Source organism: Methylobacterium sp. WL19, from assembly GCF_008040005.1.
Taxonomy (GTDB): domain Bacteria; phylum Pseudomonadota; class Alphaproteobacteria; order Rhizobiales; family Beijerinckiaceae; genus Methylobacterium; species Methylobacterium bullatum.
This window is the reverse complement of sequence record NZ_VRVC01000002.1, coordinates 13,186-39,340: the sequence shown is the minus strand read 5'-3', so window position 1 is coordinate 39,340 and position 26,155 is coordinate 13,186. Positions and strand designations below refer to the sequence as shown.

General features: G+C 67.6%; 27 protein-coding genes. 17 read left to right on the top strand and 10 right to left on the bottom strand.

What is annotated here, in order from left to right:
- Positions 1-311 precede the first annotated feature (311 nt).
- From era to FV220_RS01020, 5 genes are read right to left on the bottom strand one after another with little or no spacing between them, the layout of a single operon-like run.
- Positions 312-1,241 (bottom strand): GTPase Era, encoded by a 930-nt coding sequence (era, locus tag FV220_RS01040; RefSeq protein WP_085984279.1) that lies wholly within the window; start codon positions 1,239-1,241, stop codon positions 312-314.
- A 49-nt stretch (positions 1,242-1,290) separates the two neighbouring features.
- A complete protein-coding gene (gene rnc, locus FV220_RS01035) occupies positions 1,291-2,103 on the bottom strand; it encodes a ribonuclease III (protein ID WP_056140511.1) in 813 nt (270 codons plus the stop codon).
- Between the two features lie 11 nt (positions 2,104-2,114).
- A complete protein-coding gene (lepB, locus tag FV220_RS01030) occupies positions 2,115-2,915 on the bottom strand; it encodes a signal peptidase I (RefSeq protein WP_027172155.1) in 801 nt (266 codons plus the stop codon).
- A gap of 60 nt (positions 2,916-2,975) precedes the next feature.
- Positions 2,976-3,431 carry a holo-ACP synthase gene (gene acpS / locus FV220_RS01025; protein WP_147829102.1) on the bottom strand — a complete coding sequence of 152 codons (456 nt, stop codon included), beginning with the start codon at positions 3,429-3,431 and terminating at the stop codon, positions 2,976-2,978.
- The gene (locus FV220_RS01020) at positions 3,428-4,195 is read right to left on the bottom strand and encodes a pyridoxine 5'-phosphate synthase (RefSeq protein ID WP_147829167.1); all 768 of its coding nucleotides are present in this window, start codon (positions 4,193-4,195) and stop codon (positions 3,428-3,430) included. Before FV220_RS01020 ends, acpS begins: the two co-directional genes overlap by 4 nt.
- 115 nt (positions 4,196-4,310) lie before the next feature.
- Here FV220_RS01020 and FV220_RS01015 point away from each other — a divergent pair, with 115 nt between their 5' ends.
- From FV220_RS01015 to FV220_RS01005, 3 genes are all read left to right on the top strand, one after another.
- Positions 4,311-4,685, top strand: coding sequence for a PH domain-containing protein (locus tag FV220_RS01015; protein ID WP_147829100.1), 375 nt, complete (start codon positions 4,311-4,313; stop codon positions 4,683-4,685).
- 72 nt (positions 4,686-4,757) lie between these two features.
- Complete coding sequence (locus FV220_RS01010) at positions 4,758-5,021, top strand: PepSY domain-containing protein (RefSeq protein WP_147829098.1); 264 nt, start codon at positions 4,758-4,760, stop codon at positions 5,019-5,021.
- A gap of 95 nt (positions 5,022-5,116) precedes the next feature.
- Complete coding sequence (locus tag FV220_RS01005) at positions 5,117-5,782, top strand: MgtC/SapB family protein (protein ID WP_147829096.1); 666 nt, start codon at positions 5,117-5,119, stop codon at positions 5,780-5,782.
- 4 nt (positions 5,783-5,786) lie between these two features.
- On the opposite strand, the gene FV220_RS01000 is transcribed toward FV220_RS01005, so the two are convergent.
- Positions 5,787-7,556, bottom strand: coding sequence for a methanol/ethanol family PQQ-dependent dehydrogenase (locus tag FV220_RS01000; protein ID WP_147829165.1), 1,770 nt, complete (start codon positions 7,554-7,556; stop codon positions 5,787-5,789).
- A gap of 373 nt (positions 7,557-7,929) precedes the next feature.
- Here FV220_RS01000 and rpsF point away from each other — a divergent pair, with 373 nt between their 5' ends.
- The 12 genes from rpsF to FV220_RS00940 all read left to right on the top strand — a co-directional run bounded on the left by rpsF (position 7,930) and on the right by FV220_RS00940 (position 20,406).
- A complete protein-coding gene (rpsF, locus tag FV220_RS00995) occupies positions 7,930-8,397 on the top strand; it encodes a 30S ribosomal protein S6 (RefSeq protein WP_018045048.1) in 468 nt (155 codons plus the stop codon).
- A 3-nt stretch (positions 8,398-8,400) separates the two neighbouring features.
- Entirely contained in the window at positions 8,401-8,682 is a 282-nt protein-coding gene (gene rpsR / locus FV220_RS00990) for a 30S ribosomal protein S18 (protein ID WP_018045049.1), read from the top strand.
- A gap of 234 nt (positions 8,683-8,916) precedes the next feature.
- Complete coding sequence (locus tag FV220_RS00985) at positions 8,917-9,981, top strand: hypothetical protein (RefSeq protein WP_147829094.1); 1,065 nt, start codon at positions 8,917-8,919, stop codon at positions 9,979-9,981.
- Between the two features lie 67 nt (positions 9,982-10,048).
- Positions 10,049-10,612: a 50S ribosomal protein L9 gene (rplI, locus tag FV220_RS00980; RefSeq protein ID WP_147829092.1), complete on the top strand. Its 564-nt coding sequence runs from the start codon at positions 10,049-10,051 to the stop codon at positions 10,610-10,612.
- Between the two features lie 404 nt (positions 10,613-11,016).
- Positions 11,017-12,504: a replicative DNA helicase gene (locus tag FV220_RS00975; RefSeq protein WP_027172146.1), complete on the top strand. Its 1,488-nt coding sequence runs from the start codon at positions 11,017-11,019 to the stop codon at positions 12,502-12,504.
- Between the two features lie 252 nt (positions 12,505-12,756).
- Positions 12,757-13,866 (top strand): alanine racemase, encoded by a 1,110-nt coding sequence (gene alr / locus FV220_RS00970; protein WP_147829090.1) that lies wholly within the window; start codon positions 12,757-12,759, stop codon positions 13,864-13,866.
- A gap of 188 nt (positions 13,867-14,054) precedes the next feature.
- Complete coding sequence (radA, locus tag FV220_RS00965; protein ID WP_026176151.1) at positions 14,055-15,491, top strand: DNA repair protein RadA; 1,437 nt, start codon at positions 14,055-14,057, stop codon at positions 15,489-15,491.
- Positions 15,492-15,621: 130 nt separating this feature from the next.
- On the top strand, positions 15,622-16,218 hold the full coding sequence (locus tag FV220_RS00960; protein WP_147829088.1) for a CvpA family protein: 597 nt from the start codon (positions 15,622-15,624) through the stop codon (positions 16,216-16,218).
- Between the two features lie 180 nt (positions 16,219-16,398).
- Positions 16,399-17,889 carry an amidophosphoribosyltransferase gene (purF, locus tag FV220_RS00955; protein WP_018045057.1) on the top strand — a complete coding sequence of 497 codons (1,491 nt, stop codon included), beginning with the start codon at positions 16,399-16,401 and terminating at the stop codon, positions 17,887-17,889.
- A gap of 8 nt (positions 17,890-17,897) precedes the next feature.
- Positions 17,898-18,638: an SDR family NAD(P)-dependent oxidoreductase gene (locus FV220_RS00950; RefSeq protein WP_147829086.1), complete on the top strand. Its 741-nt coding sequence runs from the start codon at positions 17,898-17,900 to the stop codon at positions 18,636-18,638.
- Positions 18,639-18,819: 181 nt separating this feature from the next.
- Complete coding sequence (locus FV220_RS00945; protein WP_056140480.1) at positions 18,820-19,227, top strand: dihydrofolate reductase; 408 nt, start codon at positions 18,820-18,822, stop codon at positions 19,225-19,227.
- A 54-nt stretch (positions 19,228-19,281) separates the two neighbouring features.
- Positions 19,282-20,406 carry a carboxylate-amine ligase gene (locus FV220_RS00940; protein ID WP_147829084.1) on the top strand — a complete coding sequence of 375 codons (1,125 nt, stop codon included), beginning with the start codon at positions 19,282-19,284 and terminating at the stop codon, positions 20,404-20,406.
- Between the two features lie 3 nt (positions 20,407-20,409).
- Here FV220_RS00940 and der read toward each other — a convergent pair whose 3' ends face one another.
- The 3 genes from der to FV220_RS00925 all read right to left on the bottom strand — a co-directional run bounded on the left by der (position 20,410) and on the right by FV220_RS00925 (position 23,254).
- The gene (der, locus tag FV220_RS00935) at positions 20,410-21,768 is read right to left on the bottom strand and encodes a ribosome biogenesis GTPase Der (protein WP_018045062.1); all 1,359 of its coding nucleotides are present in this window, start codon (positions 21,766-21,768) and stop codon (positions 20,410-20,412) included.
- Positions 21,769-21,832: 64 nt separating this feature from the next.
- The gene (locus FV220_RS00930; RefSeq protein WP_056140476.1) at positions 21,833-22,546 is read right to left on the bottom strand and encodes a tetratricopeptide repeat protein; all 714 of its coding nucleotides are present in this window, start codon (positions 22,544-22,546) and stop codon (positions 21,833-21,835) included.
- Between the two features lie 102 nt (positions 22,547-22,648).
- Positions 22,649-23,254 (bottom strand): NnrU family protein, encoded by a 606-nt coding sequence (locus tag FV220_RS00925; protein WP_147829081.1) that lies wholly within the window; start codon positions 23,252-23,254, stop codon positions 22,649-22,651.
- A gap of 108 nt (positions 23,255-23,362) precedes the next feature.
- Between FV220_RS00925 and FV220_RS00920 the strand changes: the two genes are divergently transcribed.
- Positions 23,363-24,532 carry a hypothetical protein gene (locus FV220_RS00920; RefSeq protein WP_147829079.1) on the top strand — a complete coding sequence of 390 codons (1,170 nt, stop codon included), beginning with the start codon at positions 23,363-23,365 and terminating at the stop codon, positions 24,530-24,532.
- Positions 24,533-24,647: 115 nt separating this feature from the next.
- On the opposite strand, the gene FV220_RS00915 is transcribed toward FV220_RS00920, so the two are convergent.
- Positions 24,648-25,619 (bottom strand): OmpA family protein, encoded by a 972-nt coding sequence (locus FV220_RS00915; protein WP_246689350.1) that lies wholly within the window; start codon positions 25,617-25,619, stop codon positions 24,648-24,650.
- Positions 25,620-25,832: 213 nt separating this feature from the next.
- On the opposite strand from FV220_RS00915, the gene FV220_RS00910 reads away from it, so the two are divergent.
- On the top strand, positions 25,833-26,132 hold the full coding sequence (locus FV220_RS00910; protein ID WP_026176153.1) for a hypothetical protein: 300 nt from the start codon (positions 25,833-25,835) through the stop codon (positions 26,130-26,132).
- Positions 26,133-26,155: the final 23 nt, after the last annotated feature.

The following is a 26,155-nucleotide window of genomic DNA, read 5'->3' as shown; positions in this document are numbered from 1 at the left end:
GAAGAGGATAGAGAGGTCCGCGACTCGGAATCGGGTGCGGCTTCGTGATTGGTAGCCGGCGATGGCCTCGTTGGAAAGGTTATCTTCGCGGCATCCGCCAAATTCGCAAAATCGAGCGAATCGGTTGGCAACAGCCTGTCAAGTCATTGCCAAGCTGTTCTGTACGGAATCATTCAAAGCAGGCCTTTCAATTGCAACTCCGCCTTGAGAACCCCAACCTTCCGCGAAACGATACTGTGGTTTATGCGGCGGCGCAGCATGAAACGAGTATCCGATACCTCAGATCATGCCGTGCGACATAGGGCCTTCCTTTAGCCGCGCGGGAATTCGAGTCCCATTTCGCGATAGCGCGCCGGGTCGTCGGCCCAGTTCTCGCGCACCTTGACGTGCAGGAACAGGTGGACGGGCTGATCGGCCGCCTCGGCGATCTCGCGTCGCGCCGCCTGCCCGATCGCCTTGATGGTCTGTCCGCCCTTGCCGAGCACGATGGAGCGCTGGCTCTCGCGCTCCACGAAGATCGTCTGCTCGATCCGGACAGAGCCATCGGTCTTGGCCACCCATTGATCGGTCTCGACGGTGGAGCGGTAGGGCAGTTCCTCGTGGAGCCTGTCGTAGAGCTTCTCGCGGGTGATCTCCGCGGCGAGCATGCGGAGCGGAGCGTCGGAGACCTGGTCCTCCGGGTAGAGCCAGGGGCCGGGCTGCATCATCCCGGCCAGGGTCTTGCGCAGCGTATCGATGCCGTCGCCGTTGAGCGCGGAGATCATGAAGGTGTGGGCGAAGGCGATGCGCTCGTTGAGCGAGGCGGCCAGCGCCAGCAGCCGGTCGCGCGGGATCAGGTCGATCTTATTGAGGATCAGTGCCTTGGGGCGGCGCACCTCGGGCAGACGGGCGAGGATCGCCTCGACCTCCTCGGTGACGCCCTTGCGGGCATCGACCAGCAGGCAGATCGCGTCCGCATCGGCGGCCCCGCTCCAGGCGGAATGCACCATCGCCCGGTCGAGGCGGCGCTTCGGCGCGAAGATGCCGGGCGTGTCCACCAGGATGATCTGGGCGCTGCCCTCCATGACGATGCCGCGCACCAGCGCCCGCGTCGTCTGGACCTTGCGGGAGACGATGGAGACCTTCGTGCCCACGAGGCTGTTGAGCAGGGTCGACTTGCCGGCATTGGGAACGCCGATCAGGGCGACGAAGCCCGCGCTCGAATCCGCCGGGATGACCGGCAGCGGCTTGATCTCGGGCATCGGGGCCTGAGGGGGCAGGTCGTCCTCGTCGTCGAAATCGTTGTGGTCGTCAGGCATCGGAGTCGCTTTCTTCACCGACGTCCGCCGACGTCTCCATTCCGTTGAGGGGGCGCGCGCCAGGTTGCTGGCTCACACCCTGGACCTCGCGGTCGAGGACGAGGCGGGCGGCCTCCTGCTCGGCGAGGCGTTTCGAAGGGCCGGTGCCGTATCCGGGCTCCAGGCCCTCGACACGCGCGGCGATCCGGAAGACGGGGGCATGGTCCGGGCCGGACCGCTCCACGACGTCGTAGACCGGGATCGGCAGGGCGCGCCCCATCGCCCATTCCTGAAGGGCGGATTTCGCGTCGCGTCCGCGCGGCGCCGCCGTGTCGGTGCCGGGCGCGAAGGCCGCCAGGACGATGGCTTTGGCCGCCTCGTATCCGGCATCGAGGAAGACCGCGCCGAGGATCGATTCGCAGGCATCGGCCAGGATCGTCTGGTTGCGGCGGCCGCCGCTCTGGATCTCGCCCGGGCCGAGGGCGAGATGCGGCCCGACATCCCAGGCCGTCGCCACGGCGGCGCAGGTCTCCCGGCGCACGAGCCCGGCGAGACGCCGCGACAGGTCACCCTCATCCGCCTGGGGAAACGCTTCGTAGAGGAGGTCCGCGATGGCGAGGCCGAGCACCCGGTCTCCGAGGAACTCGAGGCGCTGATAGCTTCCCACCCGTCCGCCGCCACCGGCCTTGCTGACATGGGTCAGGGCCAGGGACAGCAGGCTGCGGTCGGCAAAGACATGGCCGATCCGCTCTTCGAGCACGTTCAGGCCGGGCTTGGGTCGCGGTGCGCGCCGCGCCCGGCTGGAAGGACGCGCCTCCTCACCCACGATCGATCATCCTAATGGATGCTGCTGAAGATGCGGCCCCACCGCACCTTCGTCGGCCATTGCCAAATCTGCCAGGCGGGCGTGCCCTCGTCGATGGAGAAGAAGATCATTTCGGCGCGGCCGACGAAATTCTCGAACGGGACGAAGCCGACATTGGCGAGATCGCGCGAATCCGTGGAATTGTCGCGGTTGTCGCCCATCATGAAGTAACGGCCCGGCGGCACCAGATAGGGCTCGGTATTGTCCCAGTAGCCGTTGTCGCCCTCGCGCTCGATCACCTGATGCACCACGCCGTTGGGCAGGGTCTCGGTATATTGCTCGACCTTCGTTTCCTCGCCGTACGGACCGGTGGTCTCGTAGGGGGCGATGCGCTCACGCTTCACCGCCACGTCGTTGATGTAGAGGATGCCGGCCTTCATCTGGATCTTGTCGCCCGGCAGGCCGATGACGCGCTTGATGTAGTCGGTGGCATTGTCCTTCGGCAGCTTGAACACCGCGATGTCGCCGCGCTTGGGCTCGGCCGCCCAGATCCGGCCATCGGCCTTGAACGGCAGGTACTCGCTCAGGGGGAGAGAGTACTTCGAATATCCGTAGGAGTACTTGGACACGAACAGGTAGTCGCCCACGAGAAGCGTCGGCACCAGCGACCCCGAGGGGATGTTGAACGGCTGGAAGAGCAGCGTGCGCACCACGAGGGCGATCAGCAGCGCCTGGACGCCGACCTTGACCGTCTCCTTGATGCTCGCCCAGGCGCCGGTGTCGGCCGCCCTCAGGTCTCGCTTCGTCTGGTGATCCACGCGCGCTCGTTCCATCTGTCTGCAATCTCCGGCTCGACGCGCGAACCCGATCGACTGTCGGTGAAGACCGGCGGTCTAGACCATGCGGTCGGGGGCCGCAACGCGAGCGGTCGCCGGCTCAGCATGCGCGGCCGCAAGGGGCAAGGCTTCGATGATCACGAATGCTTGCGCCATGGGCGGATCGTCGGTGAGCGTCACGTGGATCTTCGCGGCATGCCCGGCGGGAATCATCGCCCGCAGTCGCTCCGCGGCGCCCCCGGTGAGACGCAGGGTCGGTGCCCCGCCCGGCAGGCTCACCACCTCCATGTCGCGCCAGAAAACACCGTGGCTCATGCCTGTGCCAAGGGCCTTGGCACAGGCCTCCTTGGCGGCGAAGCGCCTCGCATAGGACGGGGCGCGGGCGGCGCGGCCCTCCGACTTCGCGCGCTCGCCATCGGTATAGATCCGGTGGGTGAACCGCTCGCCGTAGCGTGCGAGGGACCGCTCGATCCGGCGGATGTCGCAGAGGTCCGAGCCGATGCCGACGATCATGCCGCGATCCCCGCCCGCGCCCGGTCCATCGCGGCGCGCATGTCGCGGATCGCCTGGCCGAGCCCCCAGAAGATGGCCTCGCCGATGAGCGAGTGGCCGATATTGAGCTCGGCGAGCTGCGGCAGGGCCGCCACCGGCCCGACGCTGTCGAGGGCGAGACCGTGCCCGGCATGGACTTCGAGGCCGATCCGCGAGCCGTAATCGGCGGCCCGCGCGATGCGGGCGAGTTCATGCGCCACCCGCGCGCCGTCGCCCTCGGCGACCGCTTCGCAGTAGCTCCCCGTATGCAGTTCGACCACGGGTGCTTCGAGACGGAGTGCCGCGTCCATCACCGCCTCGTCGGGCTCGACGAAGAGCGAAACGCGGATGCCGGCGACCGACAGGGCGGCGATCCGGGGGGCGAGGTGCGCCGCCTGGCCGACGATGTCGAGGCCGCCCTCGGTGGTGCGCTCCTCGCGCTTCTCGGGAACGAGGCAGGAGGCGTGCGGCCGCAGGCGGGTGGCGATCCCCACCATCTCGTCGGTGGCCGCCATCTCGAAATTGAGCGGCACCGAGAGCCGCCCCATCAGCGCCTCGATATCGGCGTCGCGGATATGCCGGCGGTCCTCGCGCAGATGCGCGGTGATGCCGTCCGCCCCGGCTTCCACCGCGAGCAGGGCGGCGGCGACGGGATCGGGATGGATGCCGCCGCGAGCGTTACGCACGGTGGCGACGTGGTCGATATTCACCCCGAGGCGCAGGGGAACGGGGGTTGTAGCGGACATCATGCGGCTCCGGACGGCAGGCGGGTCCCGAGAAAAAGGACGACCGGCAGAGGATGTGCCGGGCCGGCTCGTCCCTAGATAGGGGCGAGGCGGCATTTTCGGGATAGGCGGCGCAATGGGAATTCTCGACGGCCTGTTCGGCCATGGCAGCGACCTCTCTCCGCAGGAGGTGAACGACAGCCTCGCGGGAATCCTCACCCAGGGCGAGACGGTGCAGGTCGCCTTCCGGGTGATCCGCGACCTCATCGTCTTCACCGACCGGCGGCTGATCCTCGTGGACAAGCAGGGCATGACCGGGCGTAAGGTCGCCTACATGACCGTGCCCTATCGGGCGATCACCTGCTTCTCGGTGGAGACGGCGGGCGGTTTCGACTTCGATTCGGAACTGGCGATCTGGGTCTCCGGCCGGCCGGAGCCGATCAGGAAGACGCTCAAGCGCGGCGCCGACATCCTCGGCATCCAGCAGGCGATCGCCGCCTCCGTCAGGTGATTCGTCTCCGGAACCGGAAAACCAGGGCAGATGTTTGCGTTTAGACGGCAAACGAAATCTTGGAGGAACCCCATGAGTGTCCTGAAACCCGCGCTCCTCGCCCTGCTCCTCACCGCCGGGTCCGCCGGCATCGCTCTCGCCGACAAGCCCGGTGCGGACTGGATGCCGGCCGAGCAGGTCAAGCAGAAGCTGATGGCCGCCGGTTACACCGACATCACCGAGTTCGAGGCGGATGACGGCCATTGGGAGGGCGAGGGCATGAAGAACGGCGTGAAGATGGAATTCCACGCCGATCCGAAGACCGGCGCCATCATTTCCGAGAAGCCCGACAAATAGGCCCATCGACGGGTGAACAGGGACGGCGGCAGGATTGTCGCCGTCCTCGTCTCTGCTTAGGAGCGACCGACGGGCTCTGAGCGGATGGACTGCGCGTGATCGGCAATTTCGAGATCCTGGGCCGTCTTATCCTCGCGGCGCTGCTCGGCAGCGCCGTGGGTTTCGAGCGTGAGCGCCTCGTCTGGGCGGCGGGGATGCGGACGCACATGCTCGTCTGCGTCGGCTCCTGCCTGATCGTCATCGTCTCGGCTTTCGGCTTTTCGGACATTCTCGGTACGCCGAACGTCTCTCTGGATCCGTCGCGCATGGCGGCGCAGGTGGTGTCCGGCATCGGCTTTCTCGGTGCCGGCACTATCATGCTGCGCGGAGAAATGGTGAAGGGCCTCACCACGGCGGCGGGGTTGTGGGCCGTGGCCGCCATCGGCCTGGCTGCGGGAACAGGCCTCTATGTGGCGGCGATCGCGACCACCGCCATCGTCCTCCTGATCCTGGCGGGGATGAAACCTTTGGAGGCGCGCTATCGCGAGCGGGCGCAGACCCGCACCCTCACCATCACGGCCAGGCGCGGCGCGATCACCATCGAGAGCCTGCGGACGATGTCCGGTTCCTTCGCCTCCCGCCTCCTCCAGTTCGTCGCCCAGCCGACGGCGGAGGACGGCATCGACACGATCGACGTGTCTTACGTTCACATACCGGAGAAGAGCTTCGACGAGATCGTGGCCGCCCTCCGAGACCGCGACGGCGTGACGAGCGTCTCCTGAGGCGTCAGTCCCGCGATTCGGGAAGGGCGAAGACCGTGAGTTGTCCGCCCAGCGCCGTGTAGCGCGACAGGCCGGCATAGCCGCCCACCGCCCCGGCCCCGTCCGCCGGGTCGGTGAGACCGGCCGCAAGCCCGATCCCCGCCCAGCCGCCGACGCCCGAGAGCACGGCGACGTATTGCCTGCCGCGATGGAGGTAGGTCGTCACGTTGCCGATGATGCCCGAGGGCGTCTTGAAGCGGTAGAGTTCGCGGCCCGTGCGCGCATCGACGGCCTTCAGATAGCCTTCCAGCGTTCCGTAGAAGACGACGCCGCCGGCCGTGGCGAGGGCGCCGGACCAGACCGAGAACGGCTCGGTGTTCGACCAGACGACCTTTCCGGCGACGCCGTCCCAGGCGATGAACCGGCCCGTCTCGGGACCATCCTCGGTCGGCTGCAGGGTCACCGTGGCGCCGACGTAGGGGATGCCGGGCGTATAGGTGACGTGGAACGGCTCGTAACTCATGCAGATGTGGTTGGTTGGCACGTAGAACAGCCGGGTGATCGGCGAATACGCCGCCGGTTGCTCGTTCTTGGCGCCGATGGCGCCGGGGCAGATGCCGGTGGTGGTCTCGTCCTCTCCCGTTCGATCGGGTGAGCGGCGCGGATCGACCAGGGGGCGCCCGTAACGGCCCGAGCCCTCGTCCATGTCGATCCCGGTGGCCCAGTTCACCGCCGAATCGAATTTTTTCGCCACCAGGAGTTCGCCGGTGCTCCGGTCCAACGTGTAGCCGAACCCGTTGCGGTCGAAATGGGTGAGAAGCGGACGCGTCCGGCCGTCGATCGTCTGATCCGTGAGGATCATCTCGTTGACGCCGTCGTAGTCCCACTCGTCGTGGGGCGTCATCTGGTAGACCCATCGCATCATGCCGGTATCCGGGTTGCGGGCGACGATCGCCGTCGTCCACCTGTTGTCGCCGGGACGCTGCGTCGGATTCCAGGTCGAGGGGTTGGCGGTGCCGTAATAGATGAGGTCGAGCTCGGGGTCGTAGGAGTACCAGCCCCAGGTCGCCCCGCCGCCGGTCTTCCACTGGTCGCCCTCCCAACTCGCGAGGGACGAGTTCTTGCCGATGGGCCGGCCGAGCGAGGTGGTCTTCTGCGGATCGACGATCATGTCCGCGTCCGGCCCCGTCGAGTAACCGCGCCAGAGCCGTGTCCCGGTCCTGGCATCGTAGGCGGTGATATGGCCGCGGGCTCCGTACTCGGCGCCTGAGATGCCGACGATGATCTTGTCCTTCACCGGCATCACGGTGGCGGTGTTGGTCTCGCCGACCGCCGGATCGCCGTTCTTCACGGACCAGTTCACCCGGCCGGTCCTGGCATCGAGGGAAACCAGGGTGGTGTCGGCCTGGTGCAGGATGATGGCGCCGTCGGCATAGGCCAGACCACGGTTGACCGTGTCACAGCACATCACCGGGATGACCGACGGGTCCTGCTTGGGCTCGTACTTCCAGACGATCACGCCGTCCTTGTCGAGGTCGAGGGCGTAGACGATGTTCGGGAAGGGGGTGTGGACGTACATCATGTTGCCGACGACGAGAGGCGAACCCTCGTGGCCGCGCAGGACGCCCGTCGAGAACGTCCAGGCCACCTGAAGCTGCTTCACGTTGCCGGCGTCGATCTGGTCGAGCTTCGAATAGCGCGTATTGGCGTAATCGATCGTCTGCAGCACCGGCTCGTCGGCGTTGGCCGGGCCGGACGCAATGAGACAGAGCAGGAGGGCCACGGCTCGTTTCATAGCTGACATCGGCGATCCTCCAACGTGGCGTGCGCGTTCCGGCGGCTCCTCTATCACCGGATGCGGATCGATTCGCGGGCTTCCTTGCCGCTGGGATCGGGGCGATCATCCGTGTCGCCATCCTTGCCATCCCGTCCGAACTCGTCTATGCGCCGCAATTCGTGTTCGCTCCGGCTGGGGGCTGAACGGACGGTGCCGGCTTGTCCGGCATGCGGAGTTCGCTCCATCGTCCCGTGTCTCCGCCTTCGATCAACCGCTCGGGCCTTCAAACGGCTCGAAGGGCTTGGCGCCGGGCGAAACGCGTTGAACCGGCCCGACGATCGACACCCGCACATCCGTGCCGTCGGGCCCCTTTTGCTATGAAGGGCCCGTTATGCCTCTTTATGAACACGTCTTCCTGGCGCGCCAGGACGTGACGGCCCAGCAGGTCGAGACCATGGTCGAGACCTACAAGGGCGTCATCGAAGCCAATGGCGGCAAGGTCGAGAAGATCGAGATGTGGGGCGTGAAGTCCCTCGCCTACCGCATCAAGAAGAACCGCAAGGCGCATTTCACGCTCCTCAACGTCGACGCCCCCCCGGCGGCTCTCGCCGAGATGGAGCGCCAGATGCAGATCTCCGAGGACGTCCTGCGCTTCATGACCGTCCGCGTCGAAGAGCTCGAGTCCGAGCCGTCGGCGATGATGCAGAAGCGCGACCGCGACGACCGCAAGGATCGTGAGCGCGGCCGTCGTCGTGACGACGAAGGCTTCGGTGGTGGTGGATTCGGTGGCGACCGGGATCGTGGCGACCGCGGTGATCGCGGCGACCGTCCCGAGCGCAGCTTCGGCGGGGAGAACTAAGCCATGGGTTTCGGTGCTGGACCTGGTGCGGCTCCTGCCGCTGGTGGTGGTGCGGGCGGCGGACGTCGTCCCTTCTTCCGTCGTCGCAAGACCTGCCCGTTCTCGGGCGCGAACGCTCCCAAGATCGACTACAAGGACGTCAAGCTCCTGTCGCGCTACGTCTCCGAGCGCGGCAAGATCGTGCCGTCGCGCATCACGGCGGTGTCGGCCAAGAAGCAGCGTGAACTCGCCCAGGCGATCAAGCGCGCCCGCTTCCTCGGCTTCCTCCCCTACGTGATCAAGTAGGCCTCGGCCTCTCCACGAGGCCCCCTCCTCCCCTTCGTGGGGAGGAGTTGGAGGTGGAGGTGATTGGGTGGCCCTCGGCCTGCGCAGGCTGGCGGAGCCACCCCTACCCTCGATCCCTCCCCACAAGGGGGAAGGAAGTCTACGCCGGCGGTAAGCACGCTGCCGGACGTCGTTGGGGCGAAATGAAACGCCTCTAACCCTGCCCCTTTCGGGGACAGCGGGACAGCGGGATCGATGACACAGTTTCTCGGTATCGGCATCGGCGCGGGCCTCGTCTCCGCACTCCTCTTCGGCGTCCTGCTGAAGGGCACGCTGCTGTCCATCGTGCTCTACCTGCTCGCCCCGCTCCCGATCCTGATCGTGGGCCTCGGCTGGAGCCACAAGGCGGCCCTCGTCGCTGCGATCACGGGCGCCGTCGCGCTTGCCTTCCTACAACCCTTCCTCGGCCTCGGCTTCCTCGCCTATCTGGCGTTGCCGGCCTGGTGGCTGGCTTATCTCGCCCTCCTCGGGCGGCCGAACGCCGACGGCACCATGGAATGGTACCCGACCGGGCGGCTTCTCGCCTGGACCGCCGGCACGGCCGGGCTCGCCTTCGTCGCCATCGCGGTGATCGCCTCGCCGAACTTCGAGACCTTCCAGACCCAGTTGCGCGGGATGACGCGCACGCTGGTGACGATGCAGAGCAAGACCCGTGCGACGCCCCCGGCCGCCGCTCCTGCGGGAAACCCTTCGACGACGGGGAATCCCTCACCGGTAGAGAATCCCCCGCCCACGGAGACGCCCGCGATCCAGGCGGAATCGGATGCGAAGACGGCGCCCACCGCCGAGCCCGGTACCGACCAGCAGAACGCTGTGGCCGATGCCCTGGCGACGATCGCCCCCGGACTGGCGACGCAGGGTCTTGCCGTGCTGCTCACCTTCTATCTCTGGGCCGCTGGGCGGATCGTGCGCATTTCCGGCCGCCTGCCTCGGCCCTGGCCCGACATCCCTTCCACCGCGATGCCGCGCTCCGTCCTCGGCATCCTGGGAGCGGCCTTCGTGCTGGCCCTGGTGCCCGGCTATCCGGGCGTCCTCGGCATCTGCCTCATCGGTGCGCTGACCGCCGCCTTCGCCATGCAGGGCCTCGCCGCCTTCCACGATCGCAGTCGTGGCCGACCCGGACGCATGGCCCTCCTGTTCGGGCTCTATCTGATCCTGTTCTTCACGCAGGGCGTCGCTCTTTTCGCCCTGACGCTGTTCGGCCTCGCCGACACCGCCTTCAACCGGCGCCGTCCCAAGGAGGACGCCGGACGAACCTGAGGCCCGTCTCCCGCATCACGCGGCCGGACCTCTCCCAACACACCCCACCCCAGCAAGGACCAAGACCATGGAAGTCATCCTCCTCGAGCGCGTCGCCAAACTCGGCCAGATGGGCGAGACCGTGAACGTGAAGCCGGGCTACGCCCGCAACTTCCTTCTCGCCCGCGGCAAGGCCCTGCGCGCCACCGCCGGCAACAAGAAGCACTTCGAGACCCAGCGCGCCCAGCTCGAGGCCCGCAATCTCGAGAAGAAGAGCGAGGCGCAGTCCGTCGCAGAGACCCTCGAGGGCAAGAGCTTCGTGCTGATCCGGCAGTCGGGCGAGACCGGCGTGCTCTACGGTTCGGTCTCCACCCGCGATCTGGCCGAAGTCGTCACCGCCGAGGGCTTCACCGTCGGCCGCGACCAGTTCGCCCTCAACCAGCCGATCAAGACTCTCGGCCTGCACAATGTGCCGGTGGTGCTGCACCCCGAGGTCGAGGTGACCGTCACCGTCAACGTCGCCCGCTCGCCGGAAGAGGCCGAGCGTCAGGCCCGCGGCGAATCGACCACCGAGCGTGAGGCGTTCAACCTCGACGACCTCGGCCTCGAAGTCGGCGCCGCTCTCGCCGAGGCCGGCGACGACCGCGAGTAAGCCGCATCCACGACCGGTGGAGAACGGGGATCGTCGCCCGAAGGGGTTGACTGGTTCCCGATTTGTTCCAGCATGGCGCCTGTCATCCCGAAAGGGGTGGCAGGCGTTTTTCGTGTTCGGTCACACGTACTCCGTCCCGTCCGATCACCTCATCCTGAGGTGCCGGAGCGCAGCGAAGGCCTTGAAGGAGGCCTCAAGTTCGCGCGGTGGGTTCTGGAGCCCTCCTTCGAGGCTCGCTGACGCGGGCATCTCAGGATGAGGTGAGAGGGTGGCGCGAAAGGCGCGTCGCGCGAATCGGCTAAGGTTCGGCTAACCATGCCTGGGCCATGGTCGTGCGGTAGCGGAATGGTGCGGCGATGGACTCGCCGCGCGGTGTCGAAGAAGTCGGAGCCTCGAGTCAGCCCATGGCCCTGCCCAACGCCCTGACGGCAAACCTCCAGAGCGTCACGCAGGAGTTCCGCGTCGCGCCCCACAACATCGACGCGGAGCAGGCGCTGCTCGGCGCGATCCTCGTCAACAACGACGCCTATTACCGGATCTCGGACTTCCTCCTGCCCGAGCATTTCATGGAGGATGTCCACCGCAAGATCTTCGAGGTCGCCGCCTCGCTGATCAAGGTGGGCAAGCTCGCGACCCCGATCACGCTCAAGACCTATCTGGGTGACGCCGATCTCGGCGGCCAGACGGTGATGCAGTACCTCGCGCGCCTCGCGGCCGAGGCCACCACGGTCATCAACGCGGGCGATTACGGCCGCACCATCTACGACCTCGCGATCCGCCGCCGGCTGATCACCATCGGCGAGGATCTGGTCAACGGCGCGTACGAGGCGCCGGTGGAATCCTCCCCTCGCGACCAGATCGAGGGCACCGAGCGCCGGCTCTACGAGCTCGCCGAATCGGGCAAGTACGATGGCGGCTTCCAGAAATTCTCCGATGCCCTCACCGCTGCCGTGGACATGGCCGCCAAGGCCTACCAGCGCGACGGCAAGCTCTCGGGCATCGCCACCGGCCTGTCGGACCTCGATGCCAAGATGGGCGGTCTGCAATCCTCCGACTTGATCATCCTCGCCGGCCGTCCGGCCATGGGTAAGACCTCGCTGGTGACCAACATCGCCTTCAACGTCGCCAAGGCCTACCGGGGCGAGAAGCAGCCCGACGGGCGGATCGAGACCAAGAACGGCGGCATCGTCGGGTTCTTCTCCCTCGAAATGTCGGCCGAGCAGCTGGCCACCCGCATCATCGCCGAGCAATCGGGCGTGCCGTCCTACAAGATCCGCCGCGGCGACATCCGGCCGGAGGATTTCTACAAGATCACCGATGCCGCCCGGGACATGCAGACGATCCCGTTCTACATCGACCAGACCGGCGGCATCTCCATCGCGCAGCTCGCCGCCCGCGCCCGGCGCCTGAAGCGCCAGAAGGGTCTCGACCTCCTCATCATCGACTACCTGCAGCTGCTCTCCGGCTCGGGCAAGCGCAGCGACAACCGCGTGCAGGAGATGACCGAGATCACCACCGGCATGAAGGCGCTGGCCAAGGAACTCGCGGTACCGATCATCGGCCTGTCGCAGCTCTCGCGTCAGGTGGAGAACCGCGACGACAAGCGCCCGCAGCTCTCGGACCTTCGTGAATCGGGCTCGATCGAGCAGGACGCCGACGTGGTGATGTTCGTGTTCCGCGAGGAATACTACGTCAACAACAAGAAGCCGCGCGAAGGCACCGAGGAGTTCTTCGCCTGGGAGGCGGAGATGAACCGTGTCCACGGCAAGGCCGAAGTCATCCTCGGCAAGCAGCGCCACGGTCCCACCGGCACGGTGGAGCTGCAGTTCGACGCCAACATCACCCGCTTTTCGGACTTGGCGAGCGAGGACCGCATGCCCGCGCGCATGTGATCGGTGCCGTGCCAGCCGAGTGAGGGTCACCCAACCACCCCCACTCCTAACCTCTCCCCTCAAGGGAGGGGGACGCGGTCCGCTTGAAAGAGCCGATGTGAATCCTTTAGCCCCGCAAGGGGATAGGTGGGGCGCTACAGAGACCGTCGTCTCTATGTCTCACCCTGCGGGAGGCGGTAGACTCCGGTTCCTCACATGAGATTTGCAGGCAGCGGAGACTGCCCCATCACCGCGCTCGAACGAGACCCGGCAATGTCGATCGCTCATCCGGAGGCCGCCATCCACGGCGCCCACCTCACCATCGACCTCGCGGCCATCGCAGAGAACTGGCGTCGGCTCGGCGCGCAGGCGCCGCACATCCCCTGTGCCGCCGTGGTCAAGGCCGATGCGTATGGCTGCGGACTCGTGAAGGTCGCGCCGGTCCTGTGGCGGGCCGGCTGCCGGACGTTCTTCGTCGCCCATGCGAGCGAAGGCGCGGTCGCCCGGTCCGCCCTGCCCGCGGCCACGATCTACGTCCTCAACGGCCTCACGCCCGGCAGCGGCCCCGTCCTCGCCGCACACGCCCTGCGCCCGGTCCTCGGATCGCGCGAGGAACTCGACGAATGGGCGGCTCTGGGGGGGGAGATGGGCCGGCCACTTCCCGCCGCCCTTCACGTCGATACGGGCATGAACCGCCTCGGCCTCACCGTCCCCGAAGCCCTGGCGCTCGCCGGCGATCCGCTCATCCAAGCGGCCGGGATCGACCTGCTCATGAGCCATCTCGTCAGCGCCGAACGGCCCGACGAGGCGATCAACCGGCGCCAGTGCGAGGCGTTCGGGGACGTCCTGCGGGCCTATCCCGGCATTCCGGGCTCGCTCGCCAATTCCTCCGGCTGCTATCTCGGCGAGGGCGTCGCCAACGACCTGCTCCGGCCGGGCTACGCCATCTTCGGCGGCAATCCGACCCCGTGGCGGTCGAACCCGATGCAGCCGGTCGTCCGTCTCGAAGCGTCGATCGCTCAGGTCCGCGACGTCGCGGCCGGAGACGGCGCGGGCTACAATGCCCGCTGGCGCGCCCCCGGCCCGCGACGGCTCGCCACCCTCTCCATCGGCTATGCCGACGGGTATCCGCGCTCGGCGAGCGGGCGCGGCCATGCCCTCGTGGGCGGGGTGCCCTGCCCCATCGTCGGCCTGATCTCCATGGACCTCATCATCCTCGACGTCACCGACGCGCCCAGCGCCCGTCGCGGCGAACCCGCGATCCTGATCGGTGATTCCCTCGACGTGGACAGTGTCGGCCACGCCGCCGGCACCATCGGCTACGAAATCCTGACCGGTCTTGGTTCACGATATGTTCGTCGTTATGTAGAGTCCATCGACTGATCCGGCGATTCCACATCCACCTCCTCATCCTGAGGTGCCGAAGCGAAGCGTAGGCCTCGAAGGAGGGCTCCAGATGGCGCCGCCGGCCCTGGAGGCCTCCTTCGAGGACCGCTGACGCGGTCACCTCAGGATGAGGGAGCGGGTTGGATGGCCGTAGACTGTCGTCTGTGCTTCCTCAAAAGGCGATCATGGCCAAGATCCACCAGACCTTCGTCTGCCAATCCTGCGGCGCCGTCTACAATCGCTGGCGCGGGCGATGCGAAGCCTGCAACGGTTGGAACACGATCGTCGAGGAGACGGGTGCGAGCGGCCCGCAGGCCGGTCCGGTCAAGACGCGGCCGAGCCGGTCGCATGGGCGCATCTTCCCCCTCGAAGGGCTCACCGGCGAGGCGCGGGAGGCGCCGCGCATTCCCTCCGGCATCGGCGAACTCGACCGCGTGACCGGCGGCGGCTTCGTGCGCGGTTCGGTGATCCTGCTCGGCGGCGATCCCGGCATCGGCAAATCGACCCTGCTTATGCAGGCCACCGCCGCCATGGCGCGCACCGGCGAGCGCGTGGTCTACATCTCCGGCGAGGAGGCGGTGGCGCAGGTGCGCCTGCGGGCCGAGCGCCTCGGCCTGTCGAGCGCGGCGGTGGATCTCGCCGCCGAGACCAATGTCGAGGACATCGTCGAGACCCTGAGCCAGGGCCGCCCGCCGGCGCTCGCCATCATCGATTCGATCCAGACCATGTGGACGGAGACGGTGGAATCCGCCCCCGGCACGGTGACCCAGGTCCGATCCTCGGCCCAATCGCTGATCCGCTTCGCCAAGACCACCGGGACGGCGGTGATCCTCGTCGGGCACGTGACCAAGGACGGACAGATCGCCGGCCCCCGCGTGGTGGAGCACATGGTCGATGCCGTGGCCTCGTTCGAGGGCGACCAGGGCCATCACTTCCGTATTCTGCGCGCGGTGAAGAACCGCTTCGGCCCCACCGACGAGATCGGCGTGTTCGAGATGACCGATCGCGGCCTCGCCGAGGTGCCCAACCCCTCCGCGCTCTTCCTCGCGGGACGCGACCACGCGGCGCCGGGCACGGCGGTCTTCGCCGGCATGGAGGGCACGCGGCCCCTGCTGGTGGAGATCCAGGCCCTGGTGGCGCCCTCCTCCCTCGGCACGCCGCGCCGCGCCGTGGTCGGCTGGGATCCCAACCGACTGTCCATGGTGCTCGCGGTGCTGGAGGCCCATGGCGGCATCCGGCTCGGCACCCACGACGTCTATCTCAACGTCGCCGGGGGCCTGCGCATCACGGAGCCGGCGGCCGACCTCGCCGTGGCGGCCGCCCTGGTCTCGTCGCTGTCGGGCGCGGCCCTGCCGGGCGAGACCGTCTATTTCGGCGAGATCGGTCTCTCCGGCGCCATCCGCCCGGTGGCGCAGGCGCCGTCGCGGCTGAAGGAGGCGCTGAAGCTCGGCTTCGCCAAGGCCGTCACGCCGCAGGGCCGCAACGAAATCGGTGACAGCTCCCTGCCCACGGAGGCCCTGCGCCACATCGCCGATCTGGTGGCCGGCATCGCCAGCGGCGCGCCCAAACGCGGCCGGCCCGAGCGCAACCCGGCGCGGTACGAATACGAGGACGACGAGTGAGGCCGGGAAAGGGAGGACGTAGCGGAGGGTGACGGCCGAGATTCCGCAGGATATACAGGCGCGGCGGCGAGGGGGAGCCGCACGAGCCGGCGATCGTCAGCCCCTCTGCCCCGTGCGACCATAGCCTTAAATGCCGTTTTCCGTTCTCGATCTGGCCGTTCTCGGCATCGTCGTCATCTCGGCCCTGCTGGCCGCCGTGCGCGGGGCGACACGCGAGGTGCTGGCCATCGTCGCCTGGGTCGCCGCCGCGGCGGTCGCCTGGAAGCTCTATCCCCTGCTGTTGCCCACCGTGAGCCAGCACGTCTCCAACGCCACCGTGGCGCTGGTGGCCTCCATCGCGACGATCTTCCTCGCGACGCTCATCATCGTCTCGATCATCACGGTGAAGGTCTCCGACATGATCCTCGATTCGCGCATCGGCGCGATCGACCGGTCCCTCGGGCTCGTCTTCGGCGCGGGGCGCGGCTTCCTCATCTGCGTGATCGGCTGGGTGTTCCTGGCCTGGCTGGTCCAGGGCAAGATGCCCGATTGGGCGGCCCAGGCCCGCAGCCGTCCGATGCTCGAGAAATCGGGGGACGCCCTGGTTGCGCAGTTGCCCGAGAATCCGGAAGGGTTCCTCAAGCAGTTCAAGAAGTCCAAGGGCGATGCGGTCGACCCCGCCGAACCGGCGGCCGACGGCGATGCGGCACCCGCCCAACGCCGCACCGAGTCGCCGGCCCGGCGCTGACCTTCTCACGCAGCGCGTCTGATCTGCGTGGCATGCCGCTTGGTTGCTGGGCCAAGGCCGACTAAATGACGGCTTCTTGCAGGAAGCGGCCGTCGTCATAAAACGGTCGCAGGATGCAAGCCGGTCCGTGGACGGTGCCGAACTCGGCAGCGGCGGGCCACCTTAGGATCGCAGAACCAGATGTCAGCACGCAGCGCGAGCGCCCGCCATTCGGTCGACGTGGTGGATGGGCTGGACCGGGACGGGGACACGCTGCGCGAGGAGTGCGGCGTCTTCGGCATTTTCGGCCATCCGGACGCCTCGGCCATCGTGGCGCTCGGCCTCCACGCCCTCCAGCACCGAGGCCAGGAGGCGGCGGGCATCGTCTCCTTCGACGGGCACATCTTCCATTCCGAGCGCCGGCCCGGCCTCGTGGGCGATTCGTTCTCCGACCGCTCCACCATCGAGCATCTCGAAGGCTCGGCCGCCATCGGCCATGTGCGCTACTCGACGACGGGCGGCACGATCCTCCGCAACGTCCAGCCGCTCTTCGCCGAACTCGCCAGCGGCGGCCTCGCGGTGGCCCATAACGGCAACCTCACAAACGCCCTCTCCATCCGGCGCGACCTCGTCCGCGACGGCGCGATCACGCAGTCGACCTCCGACACGGAAGTGATCCTGCACCTCGCTGCCCGCAGCCGCGCGCCGCTCATCGTCGAGCGCTTCACCGAGGCACTGCGCCAGGTCCAGGGCGCCTACGCCATCGTGGCGCTCACCAACAAGAAGCTCATCGGCGCTCGCGATCCCCTCGGCATCCGCCCCCTGGTCATCGGCGAACTCGACGGTCGTTACATCCTCGCCTCCGAGACCTGTGCACTGGACATCATCGGCGCGAAGTTCATCCGCGACGTGGAGAACGGCGAGATTGTCGTCATCTCGGAGGAGGGCATCGAATCGATCCGGTTTGCGCCGGCGCAGCCCATGCGCCCCTGTATCTTCGAATACATCTACTTCGCCCGGCCGGATTCCGTGGTGAACGGCAAGAGCGTCTATTCCGTCCGCAAGAATATCGGCCACGAACTCGCCCGCGAATCCGCCACCGCCGCCGACGTGGTGATCCCGGTGCCGGATTCCGGCGTGCCGGCGGCGCTCGGCTTCGCGCAGGAGACCGGCCTGCCCTTCGAGATGGGCATCATCCGCAACCACTATGTCGGGCGCACTTTCATCCAGCCGACCCAGTCGGTGCGTGAGCTCGGCGTGCGGATGAAGCATTCGGCCAACCGCGCCGTGGTGGAGGGCAAGCGCATCGTCCTCGTGGACGACAGCCTCGTGCGCGGGACCACCTCGGTGAAGATCGTGCGGATGATGCGCGAGGCCGGCGCCAAGGAGGTGCATTTCCGCATCGCCTCGCCGCCGATCACCTATCCGGATTTCTACGGGATCGACACCCCCGAGCGCGAGAAGCTGCTGGCCGCCACTCATGATCTCGAAGGGATGCGCCGCTATATCGGCGCGGATTCCCTGGCCTTCCTGTCCATCGAGGGCCTGTACAAGGCCATGGGCGAGGAGAGCCGCAACGAATCCTGCCCGCAATATACCGATCACTGCTTCACGGGCGACTACCCGACCGGCCTGACCGACCTCGCCATCGCCGGGCCGAAGCGTCTCGCGATGCTCGCCGAAGCGGATTGATCCGACCTATGACGAAGCCCCTCGACGGCCGCATCGCCCTCGTCACCGGCTGCTCGCGCGGCATCGGCAGGGCGGCGGCCCTGGCCCTCGCCGAGGCGGGCGCGCACATCGTGGCCGTCGCCAGGACGCAAGGGGCACTGGAAGAGCTCGACGACGCGATCCGACAGGCGGGATCGAGCGCGACGCTCGTGCCCCTCGACCTCACCGATTTCGACGCGATCGACCGGCTGGGTCTCAGCATCCACGAGCGCTGGCGGAAGCTCGACGTGGTCGTGGGCAATGCCGGCATCCTCGGCAATCTCACGCCCCTCGGCCACGTGACGCCCAAGACCTGGTCGCAGGTGATGGACATCAACGTCACCGCCAACTGGCGCCTGCTGCGCTCGATGGACCCGCTGCTGCGGATGTCGGATGCGGGCCGCGCCATCTTCGTCACCTCCGGCGCGTCGCAGAAATGCAAGGCCTATTGGGGACCGTATTCGGTCTCGAAGGCGGCCCTCGATGCCCTGGTGCGGACCTATGCGGCGGAGACCGAGACGACGGCCATCAAGGCCATGCTCCTCAACCCCGGCCCTCTGCGCACCTCCATGCGCAAGGCGGCGATGCCGGGCGAAGACGAGACCACACTCAAGACTCCCGGCGACCTCGCTCCGCATTTCGTACGGCTCGCTAGCCCGGATTGGGATCAATCGGGCAAGATCTACGATTTCCCCAGCGACCGCGTGCTGACGCCGCAGATGGCGGCTTAGCTTCCCTGCCCCTCATAACCCCACCCGCCACCTCATCCTGAGGCGCCGAAGCGAAGCGCAGGCCTCGAAGGAGGGCTCCAGCACCCGCAGCGCGATCTGGAGCCCGCCTTCGAGGCCGCTTCGCGGCACCTCAGGATGAGGTCGGTGGAGGGAGTGACCCGCCTTCATCGAGGTTTCCATCATGATCGACGTTCGCTGCATCTGCGCCATCGGCCTGCGCGGCCAGTTGGGCCTCAACGGGCAGCTGCCCTGGGAGGGCAACACCGATCCGCTCTTCGTCGAGGACGTGACGCGCTTCTTCGCGCTGACCATGGGGCACGTGCTGATCGCCGGGCCGAAGACCGTGGCCTCGGTGCCGGACTTCGCCTTCAAGGATCGCACCGTCGACGTGATCCGCAGCCACGAGGACCCGGAGGAGGTGCTCAAGCGCTATCCGGGCCGGCGCATCTTCGTCGGCGGCGGCATCACGGTCTGGAACGTCTACGCCAAGTACATCCAGAACTGGGACATCACCCGCCTGCCCTATGACGGCGAGGCCGACCGCTGGTTCGACCCGGCCTGGCTGGTGGGCGGGGCGCTGCGGACCTGACGGCAACGACGACGCCTCCTGCGAGTTGATGCTAATCCACCGCAGGAAACCTCCATGACCGCGCACAGCTACCGTTTCGGCATCGAGGAGGAATATTTCCTGGCCGATGCCGAGACGCGAGGGACGCCGCGGCGGTCGGTGAAGCCGTTCCATACGGAAGCGAGCGAGCGTCTGCCCGAAATCGGGCGGGAGATGCTTCAGTGTCAGGTGGAGGTCTGCACCCCGCCCTCCACGGAGTTCAGCGAGGCGCGTGAGATCCTGGGACGCCAGCGCGACGCCCTCGGTCGTCTGGCGAAGGAGCACGAGCTTCTGCTCTTCGCCGCCGGCACCCATCCGGTGTCCGGTTGGGCGCGGCAATTGCCGACGAAGGGCGAGCGCTATCGCGGCATCCTGCGGGATGTGGGAATGGCGGGACGGCGGAGCCTGATCTGCGGCATGCATGTGCATGTGGAGGTGCCCGACCCGCAGGCGCGGGTGGACCTGATGAACCGGCTGCTGCCGTTCCAGCCGCTGCTGTTCGCGCTCTCGGCCTCGTCCCCCTTCTGGCAGGGCAAGCCGACGGGTCTCACCGCCTACCGGCTCAGCGCTTTCGGCGAGCTGCCGCGCACCGGCCTGCCGCAGCTTTTCTCGGACCCCGACGCCTATGAGCGCTACGTCCGTATCATGACGCGAGCCGGCTCGATCCAGGATGCGAGCTTCCTGTGGTGGTCCCTGCGCCCGTCGATCAAGTTCCCGACCCTCGAATTGCGGGTGGCGGATTCCTGCACACGGCTGGAGGACGCGCTCACGGTGGCGGCACTCTTCCGCTGCCTCGTGCGCTGTGTCGTGCGCCGGCCCGACCTCAACGCCGATCTCGACGGCGTTTCCCGCGCTTTGGCTGAAGAGAACCTGTGGCGCGCCCAACGCAGCGGCACGGAGGCCGAGATCATCGACGAGGCCAGCGAAGACGCCCTCCCCTTCGCCGACGCCCTCGACGCGATGCTGGCCCTCATCGACGCAGATGCCGACGCGCTCGGCTGCGGCGAAGAGGTGGAGCGGGCACGCACCATCGTTCGGGAGGGCACCAGCGCCGACCGCCAGATCGCGGTATTCGAAGCCGCCCGTGAGACGGGCCGCACCAATCGGCAGGGGCTGGACGACGTAGTCGATTGGCTGAGTGAAACGACCTGCGGGTCGTGAGGCTCAGCCCTTGTTCTCCTTGTCGAACGGGTTCTTCGAGGTGCGGAGCGACAACCGGATCGGCACGCCGGGGAGGTCGAAGGCCTCGCGCAGGTTGTTGACGAGGTAGCGGGTGTAGGATTTCGGCAGGCCGTCGAGCTGGTTGCCGAACAGGGCGAAGTGCGGCGGGCGGCTCTTCACCTGGGTGGCGTAGCGGATCTTGATGCGGCGGCTCGCCACCGCCGGTGGCGGGTTGCGCTGGGTCGCCTCGTTGAGCCAGTCGTTGATCTTCGAGGTGGAGATGCGCTTGTTCCAGACCTCGAAGGTCTCGGTGACGGCCTTCATCAGCGTGTCGATGCCGTCGCCGGCGAGGCCCGAGAGGGGCACGACGGAGACGCCGCGCACCTGCGGCAGCAGGCGGGTGCAATCCTCGCGCAGCTTCTTCAGCAAACCCGGCTGGTCGGCCACGAGGTCCCACTTGTTGAGGCCGATGACCAGGGCGCGGCCCTCGCTCTCGATGAGATCGACGATGGTCAGGTCCTGCTTCTCGAACGGGATCGTCGCGTCGAGGAGCACCACCACCACCTCGGCGAAGCGCACGGCCCGCAGGCCGTCGGACACCGCGAGCTTTTCGAGCTTGTCGTCGATGCGGGCCTTGCGGCGCATGCCGGCGGTGTCGTGGAGCTTGATGCGGCGGCCGCGCCATTCCCAGTCGAGGGAGATCGAATCCCGCGTGATGCCGGCCTCGGGGCCGACGAGCAGGCGCTCTTCGCCGAGCATCCGGTTGATCAGGGTCGACTTGCCGGCATTCGGGCGGCCGACGATGGCGACCTTGAGCGAGCGGTTCGACGGGTCGTCGTCGTATTCCTCGTCCTCGTCGTCGAGCTTGGGCAGGGCCTCGGTGAGCGCGTCGTGCAACTCGCCGATACCCTCGCCGTGCTCGGCCGAGAAAGGGATCGGGTCGCCGAGGCCGAGGGAGAACGCTTCGTAGGCGCCGGACAGGCCGGTGCCGCCCTCGGCCTTGTTGGCGACGAGCACCACCGGGCAGCCGGCGCGTCGCACCAGTTCGGCGAAGGGCTGGTCGGCCGGCAGGATGCCGGCGCGGGCATCGATGACGAACAGCACGACGTCGGCTTCGAGGATCGCGGCCTCGGTCTGCGCGCGCATGCGGCCGAGCAGCGAATCGGCATCGGCCTGTTCGAGGCCCGCCGTGTCGATGACGCGAAACACCAATCCGCCGAAGTTGACATCGCCCTCGCGCCGGTCGCGGGTCACGCCGGGGCGATCGTCCACGAGGGCGAGCTTCTTGCCCACCAGCCGGTTGAAGAGGGTCGACTTGCCGACATTCGGCCGTCCGACGATAGCGACGGTCGGCATGTCCATGGTGGTCTCGATTCAGTCGTCGTACGGAGAAAATTCGTCGTGCAGGCGGCGTGCCGGAACCGGCTCAGCGCGTCACGGGCGGGGGTGCGGCCGGCTCAGGCGCAGGGGCCGCGGTCACGGTGACCGGGCCGCCGGCCACGAGGGCGGCGTAGACCTCGATGCGCTGGCGAAGATTGGCCGGCGTCTGAGGATCGGAGATGATCTGGTCGAACCAGCGCCCGGCGGCATCGTATTCGCCGCGCTTCAGCGCCACGAGACCGAGCATTTCGCGGGCGGTGTGGCGGAACGCGCCGGCCGGGGCGGCGAGCCCCTGGAGGCTGGCGAGGGCCGGATCGGGGTTCGGCTGATCGAGGCGGATCAGGGCGGCGCGCAGGCGGGCGAGGTCGCGCAGGCCATCGTTGAGCTTGGTGTCGGCTGCCAGCGCATCGTACTCGGCAGCACCCGCGGTGGCGTCGCGCTTGGCGGTCTCGGTGGCGGAGCGGAAGCGGGCCAGCATCCGGTAGCCGCCGGGAGCCTCGGCCTCCAGCGCCTCGAAGGCCTTGTCGGCCTCGGCGCCCTTGCCGTCCTTGGCGAGGCGATTGGCGGCCTCGAACTTCTCGGACGCGGCTTCCGCGCGAACCCGCTGGTCGTGCTGCCAGTAGCGATAGCCGCCGACGCCGGCCACGACGAGAATCGCCACGGCGACGATGAGACCGCTGTAGCGCTTCCAGATCTGAGCGACCTGATCGCGGCGATAGTCTTCGTTGACCTCGCGGATAAACTCGTTGTTCTCGGCCATGTCGTCTCACGCCGACCGCGATACGATCGACGGCCTTGAGGAAAACCAAGCCCGGCGCCTAGCACAGCCAGGCCGGCTTGGCGACTGGCCATGCAGCCTGCTTCAGGCCGGGACAGGCCAAGCCGAGACGCCGATCACCCATTGATGCAGGTATTTGGCGAAGGCGAACCAGACGACGAAGCCGACCACGACCGCGATGGCGTCGTTGCGCCAGCCGGCCGGAGCCGCGACGGCGCCGTGCTGGGCGGCCACCGCACCGGCCGACAGGGCGCGGCGCTTGGCGCTGATCCGGGCGATCACCGCCCAGGCGAGGAAGCTGCCGAACAGCAGGATCGAGCCGAGGTCGCCATTGGCGAGGAGATGGGCCGTCGCCCAGATCTTCACCGCCAGCAGCATCGGGTGCTTGGCCCGCGCCCGGATATGGCCGGGCAGGTAGGCCGAGGCCAGGGCGATGAAGGCGAGGAGCGTCAGCAGCAGCGCGAGATGGCGCGTGAACACCGGCGGGTTCCAGACCTGGATGTAGCCATCCGCGCGGTATTGTCCGAAACCATAGGCGATGAGCACGATGCCGACGATCGACAGCACTGTATAGCCGAGCTTGAACCGGCTTTCGCCCAGCTCGTCGATGACGCCCGCGCGCTTCGTCCTCAACATGGAGAAGGCATGCGTGCCGAGGAACAGCACGAGGCCGAGGATGAGGATGAGCATGGGATGCCTTCGAATCGCGCCTGTGGATCGCGGGAGCCGCGCCAGGCCGGGTGAAGCAGACTGTAATTGTTCAAAACCCAAACTCGGGCCGATGTCCAGGCTCACCCGATGACGCGGCTCCTCGCCCTCCTCCTGCTCGTCCTGCTCCCCAACGGTGCGGCAGCGCGGTCCGAGCCGCCGCTCTCGGCGCTCACCCTCGTCGGTCCGCCGACGACGATCTTCAGGGCCGAGCGCGATGCCTGCGACGGGGCGGACGTGCCGGACGCCTCTGCCCGTGCCTTCCGCGACGCATCGGGCAGCGTCGCTCTGTTCGGGATGCATTACCGCAACCGGGCCCTGCGCGGTCCGAGCCTCGACCAGTTGAAGCTCGACTGCACCGTGGTGCTCGACTCCGGCGAGAAGGCCGATCCGGCGGCCTATGACGACCGCTCCTGGATCACGGCCACATGGACTGAGGACGGCAAGGCGGTCGCGGCCCTCCTCCACCACGAGTATCAGGCAAACGAGCACGAGGGCCGCTGCCGCTCGAAGGTCTATATCGAGTGCTGGTACAACACGATCGTCGCCGCCTCCTCCGGCGATGGCGGCCGCAGCTTTTCCCGCGCCAGGCCCCCCGTGGTGGTGGCGGGAGCGCCGTTCCGCCAGGAGGTGGGCCAGGGCCGGCAGCGGGGCTTCTTCAATCCATCGAACATCGTCGCGGACGGGCGCTGGCGCTACGTGCTGATCGCCACCACGGGCTGGTCGTCCGGCGGCGGCGAGCAATCCGCCGGGGCCTGCCTGTTCCGCACCGACACGCCCTCCGACCCGACGCGCTGGCGGGCCTGGACCGGGCTCGGCTTCACCGCCGCCTTCCCCGACCCCTACACCAAGCCGACCCTGCTCTCCGAACCGTGCAAGCCGCTGGAGCCGTTCGGCCTGCCCGTGGGCGCGGTGGTGCGCCATCGCGGCACGGGGGCCTGGATCGCCGTCTTCATGGCCGCGGCCGGCGCCAAGGTTCCGCAATCCGGTTTCTATTGGACGACGTCGCGGGATCTCCTCACCTGGGATCAGCCGCGCCTGCTCCTCGCCGGCGCCACGCTCTACGACGATCCCTGCGCGGCCAAAGGCGACCTAATCGCCTATCCGTCGATCCTCGATCCGCAGGCGACCGGCCGCAACTTCGACGATGTGGGCAACACCGCCCTCCTCACCTACGTGACGCTGCGCCGGGAGGGCTGCCAGGTGACCTCGGACCGCGACCTCGTCCGCCGGCCCCTAGCGATCAAGGTCTGGCCATGAGCCGGGAGCGCATCGTCATCACGGCCGGCCCCTATCCGGCGTAAGGCGGACTTCGTCACCGAGACCGTACCGGTGGAGACGACCTCCCGGCCCGGCGGCACCCCACGTTTCCGTGTCAGAACTTCACCAGTTCCACGCGCCGGTTCTTCGCCCTGCCCTCCTCGCTACCATTGGAGGCGACCGGGCTGGCGGCCCCGAAGCCCTTGGCTCTCAGCCGATCCTTCGCGACGCCCGACGCGATGAGCCTGGCCATCACCGCCCTGGCGCGGCCATCGGAGAGCGACTGGTTGTGCCCGGCGGAGCCGGTCTCGTCGGTGTAGCCGTTGATCGCCAATTTAAGACCGGGATTCGTCTTCAGCAGGCTCGTTACCGCTTCGATCTGAGCCGCGGAATCCGGCAGGATCTCGGTCTTGTCGGTGGCGAAGTTGACATGGATCACCGCCCGACCGGTCTTGTCGATGTCCTGCTTCAGCTGATCGGCGGGCAGCAGGGAGGCGGTCTGGGCGAACGGCTTCGTCTCGAGGATGGTCCAGCTCGCGCTGTTGCTGCCGGGCACGAAATGCACCCAGATCTGCTTGTCCGGACGGCGGATCACCCATGTCTGCGTCGGTTCGTTGAAGACGTCGCCAAGCCCGTCATACATGCCCATCGTGACCTCCTCCGGCAGGGTATCGGTCATCGCAGCGGGGATCTTGCTGTCGGCAAGTTTCCGACCGCCGGCCTGGGTCAGCACGGCTTCGATGTTCTTCTTCAACTCGTAGGACGAATAGGTTTTGCCGTCCTCGGTGCTGATGAGGGACAGGAACACCTTGCCGTCGACGTCGTGGAGCGCGGTGCCCGTCCAGAACGGGAAATGCCCGAAATCGCGCGTCTTGGGCGGGTTCATCGGCTGATAGCCGGCTGGCAGCGCGAAATAGGGAAAGCGGCCGAGGGGCACGGTCGAGACGGGGATGTCGTCGAGCGCCACGGCGCCCGGTATGGTCCCGCCCCCGGGAGACGGTGGACCCGCGAGCGGCTCGGCCCTGCTTTCGCTCGCGGCCCATGTCAGAGCCAGCAGAATCCAGGCCAGTGTCAGTACTTTCATCATCTACTCCGGCAGGATGACGGCGCCGACGGTCCGGGCCACCGTCGACGGGTTCGCGGGAAGGCGGGGCCTTCAAGGGGCGAGAGATGCCACGCCTACACCCGGCGTCGAGTCGGACGGATGTCCGATGGACCCCGACCGCCCCCTTAGCCGACCACGCGACCTTGCTGCCCGCTCTCGCTCTAGATATTTTACTGGAGATGTCCGGAGCCGATGATGGAAAGCTCGCAGAAACGCGCCATCCGGAAATATCGCTCGCGCCTTGGCGAGCGCGGCCTCGCGCGTTTCAAAGTGCTTGGCCGGGACGCAGATCGCGACCTCATCCGGTCGCTCCCCAGACGCCAGTCCGAGGACACGTCCGAGGCCTCGAAGCTTCGCGCGACCGTCAGCCAGTCGATCGCTCGCGCTCCGGCCAAGACTCGACGTATCCTTGCCGCCTTACGGCGCTCGCCGCCGGTGAATGCGGAACTAGATCTTTCCCGCCCCCGTGAAGAGGGACGTAAGGTCGACCTGTGACGCGCTATCTCTTGCACACCAAC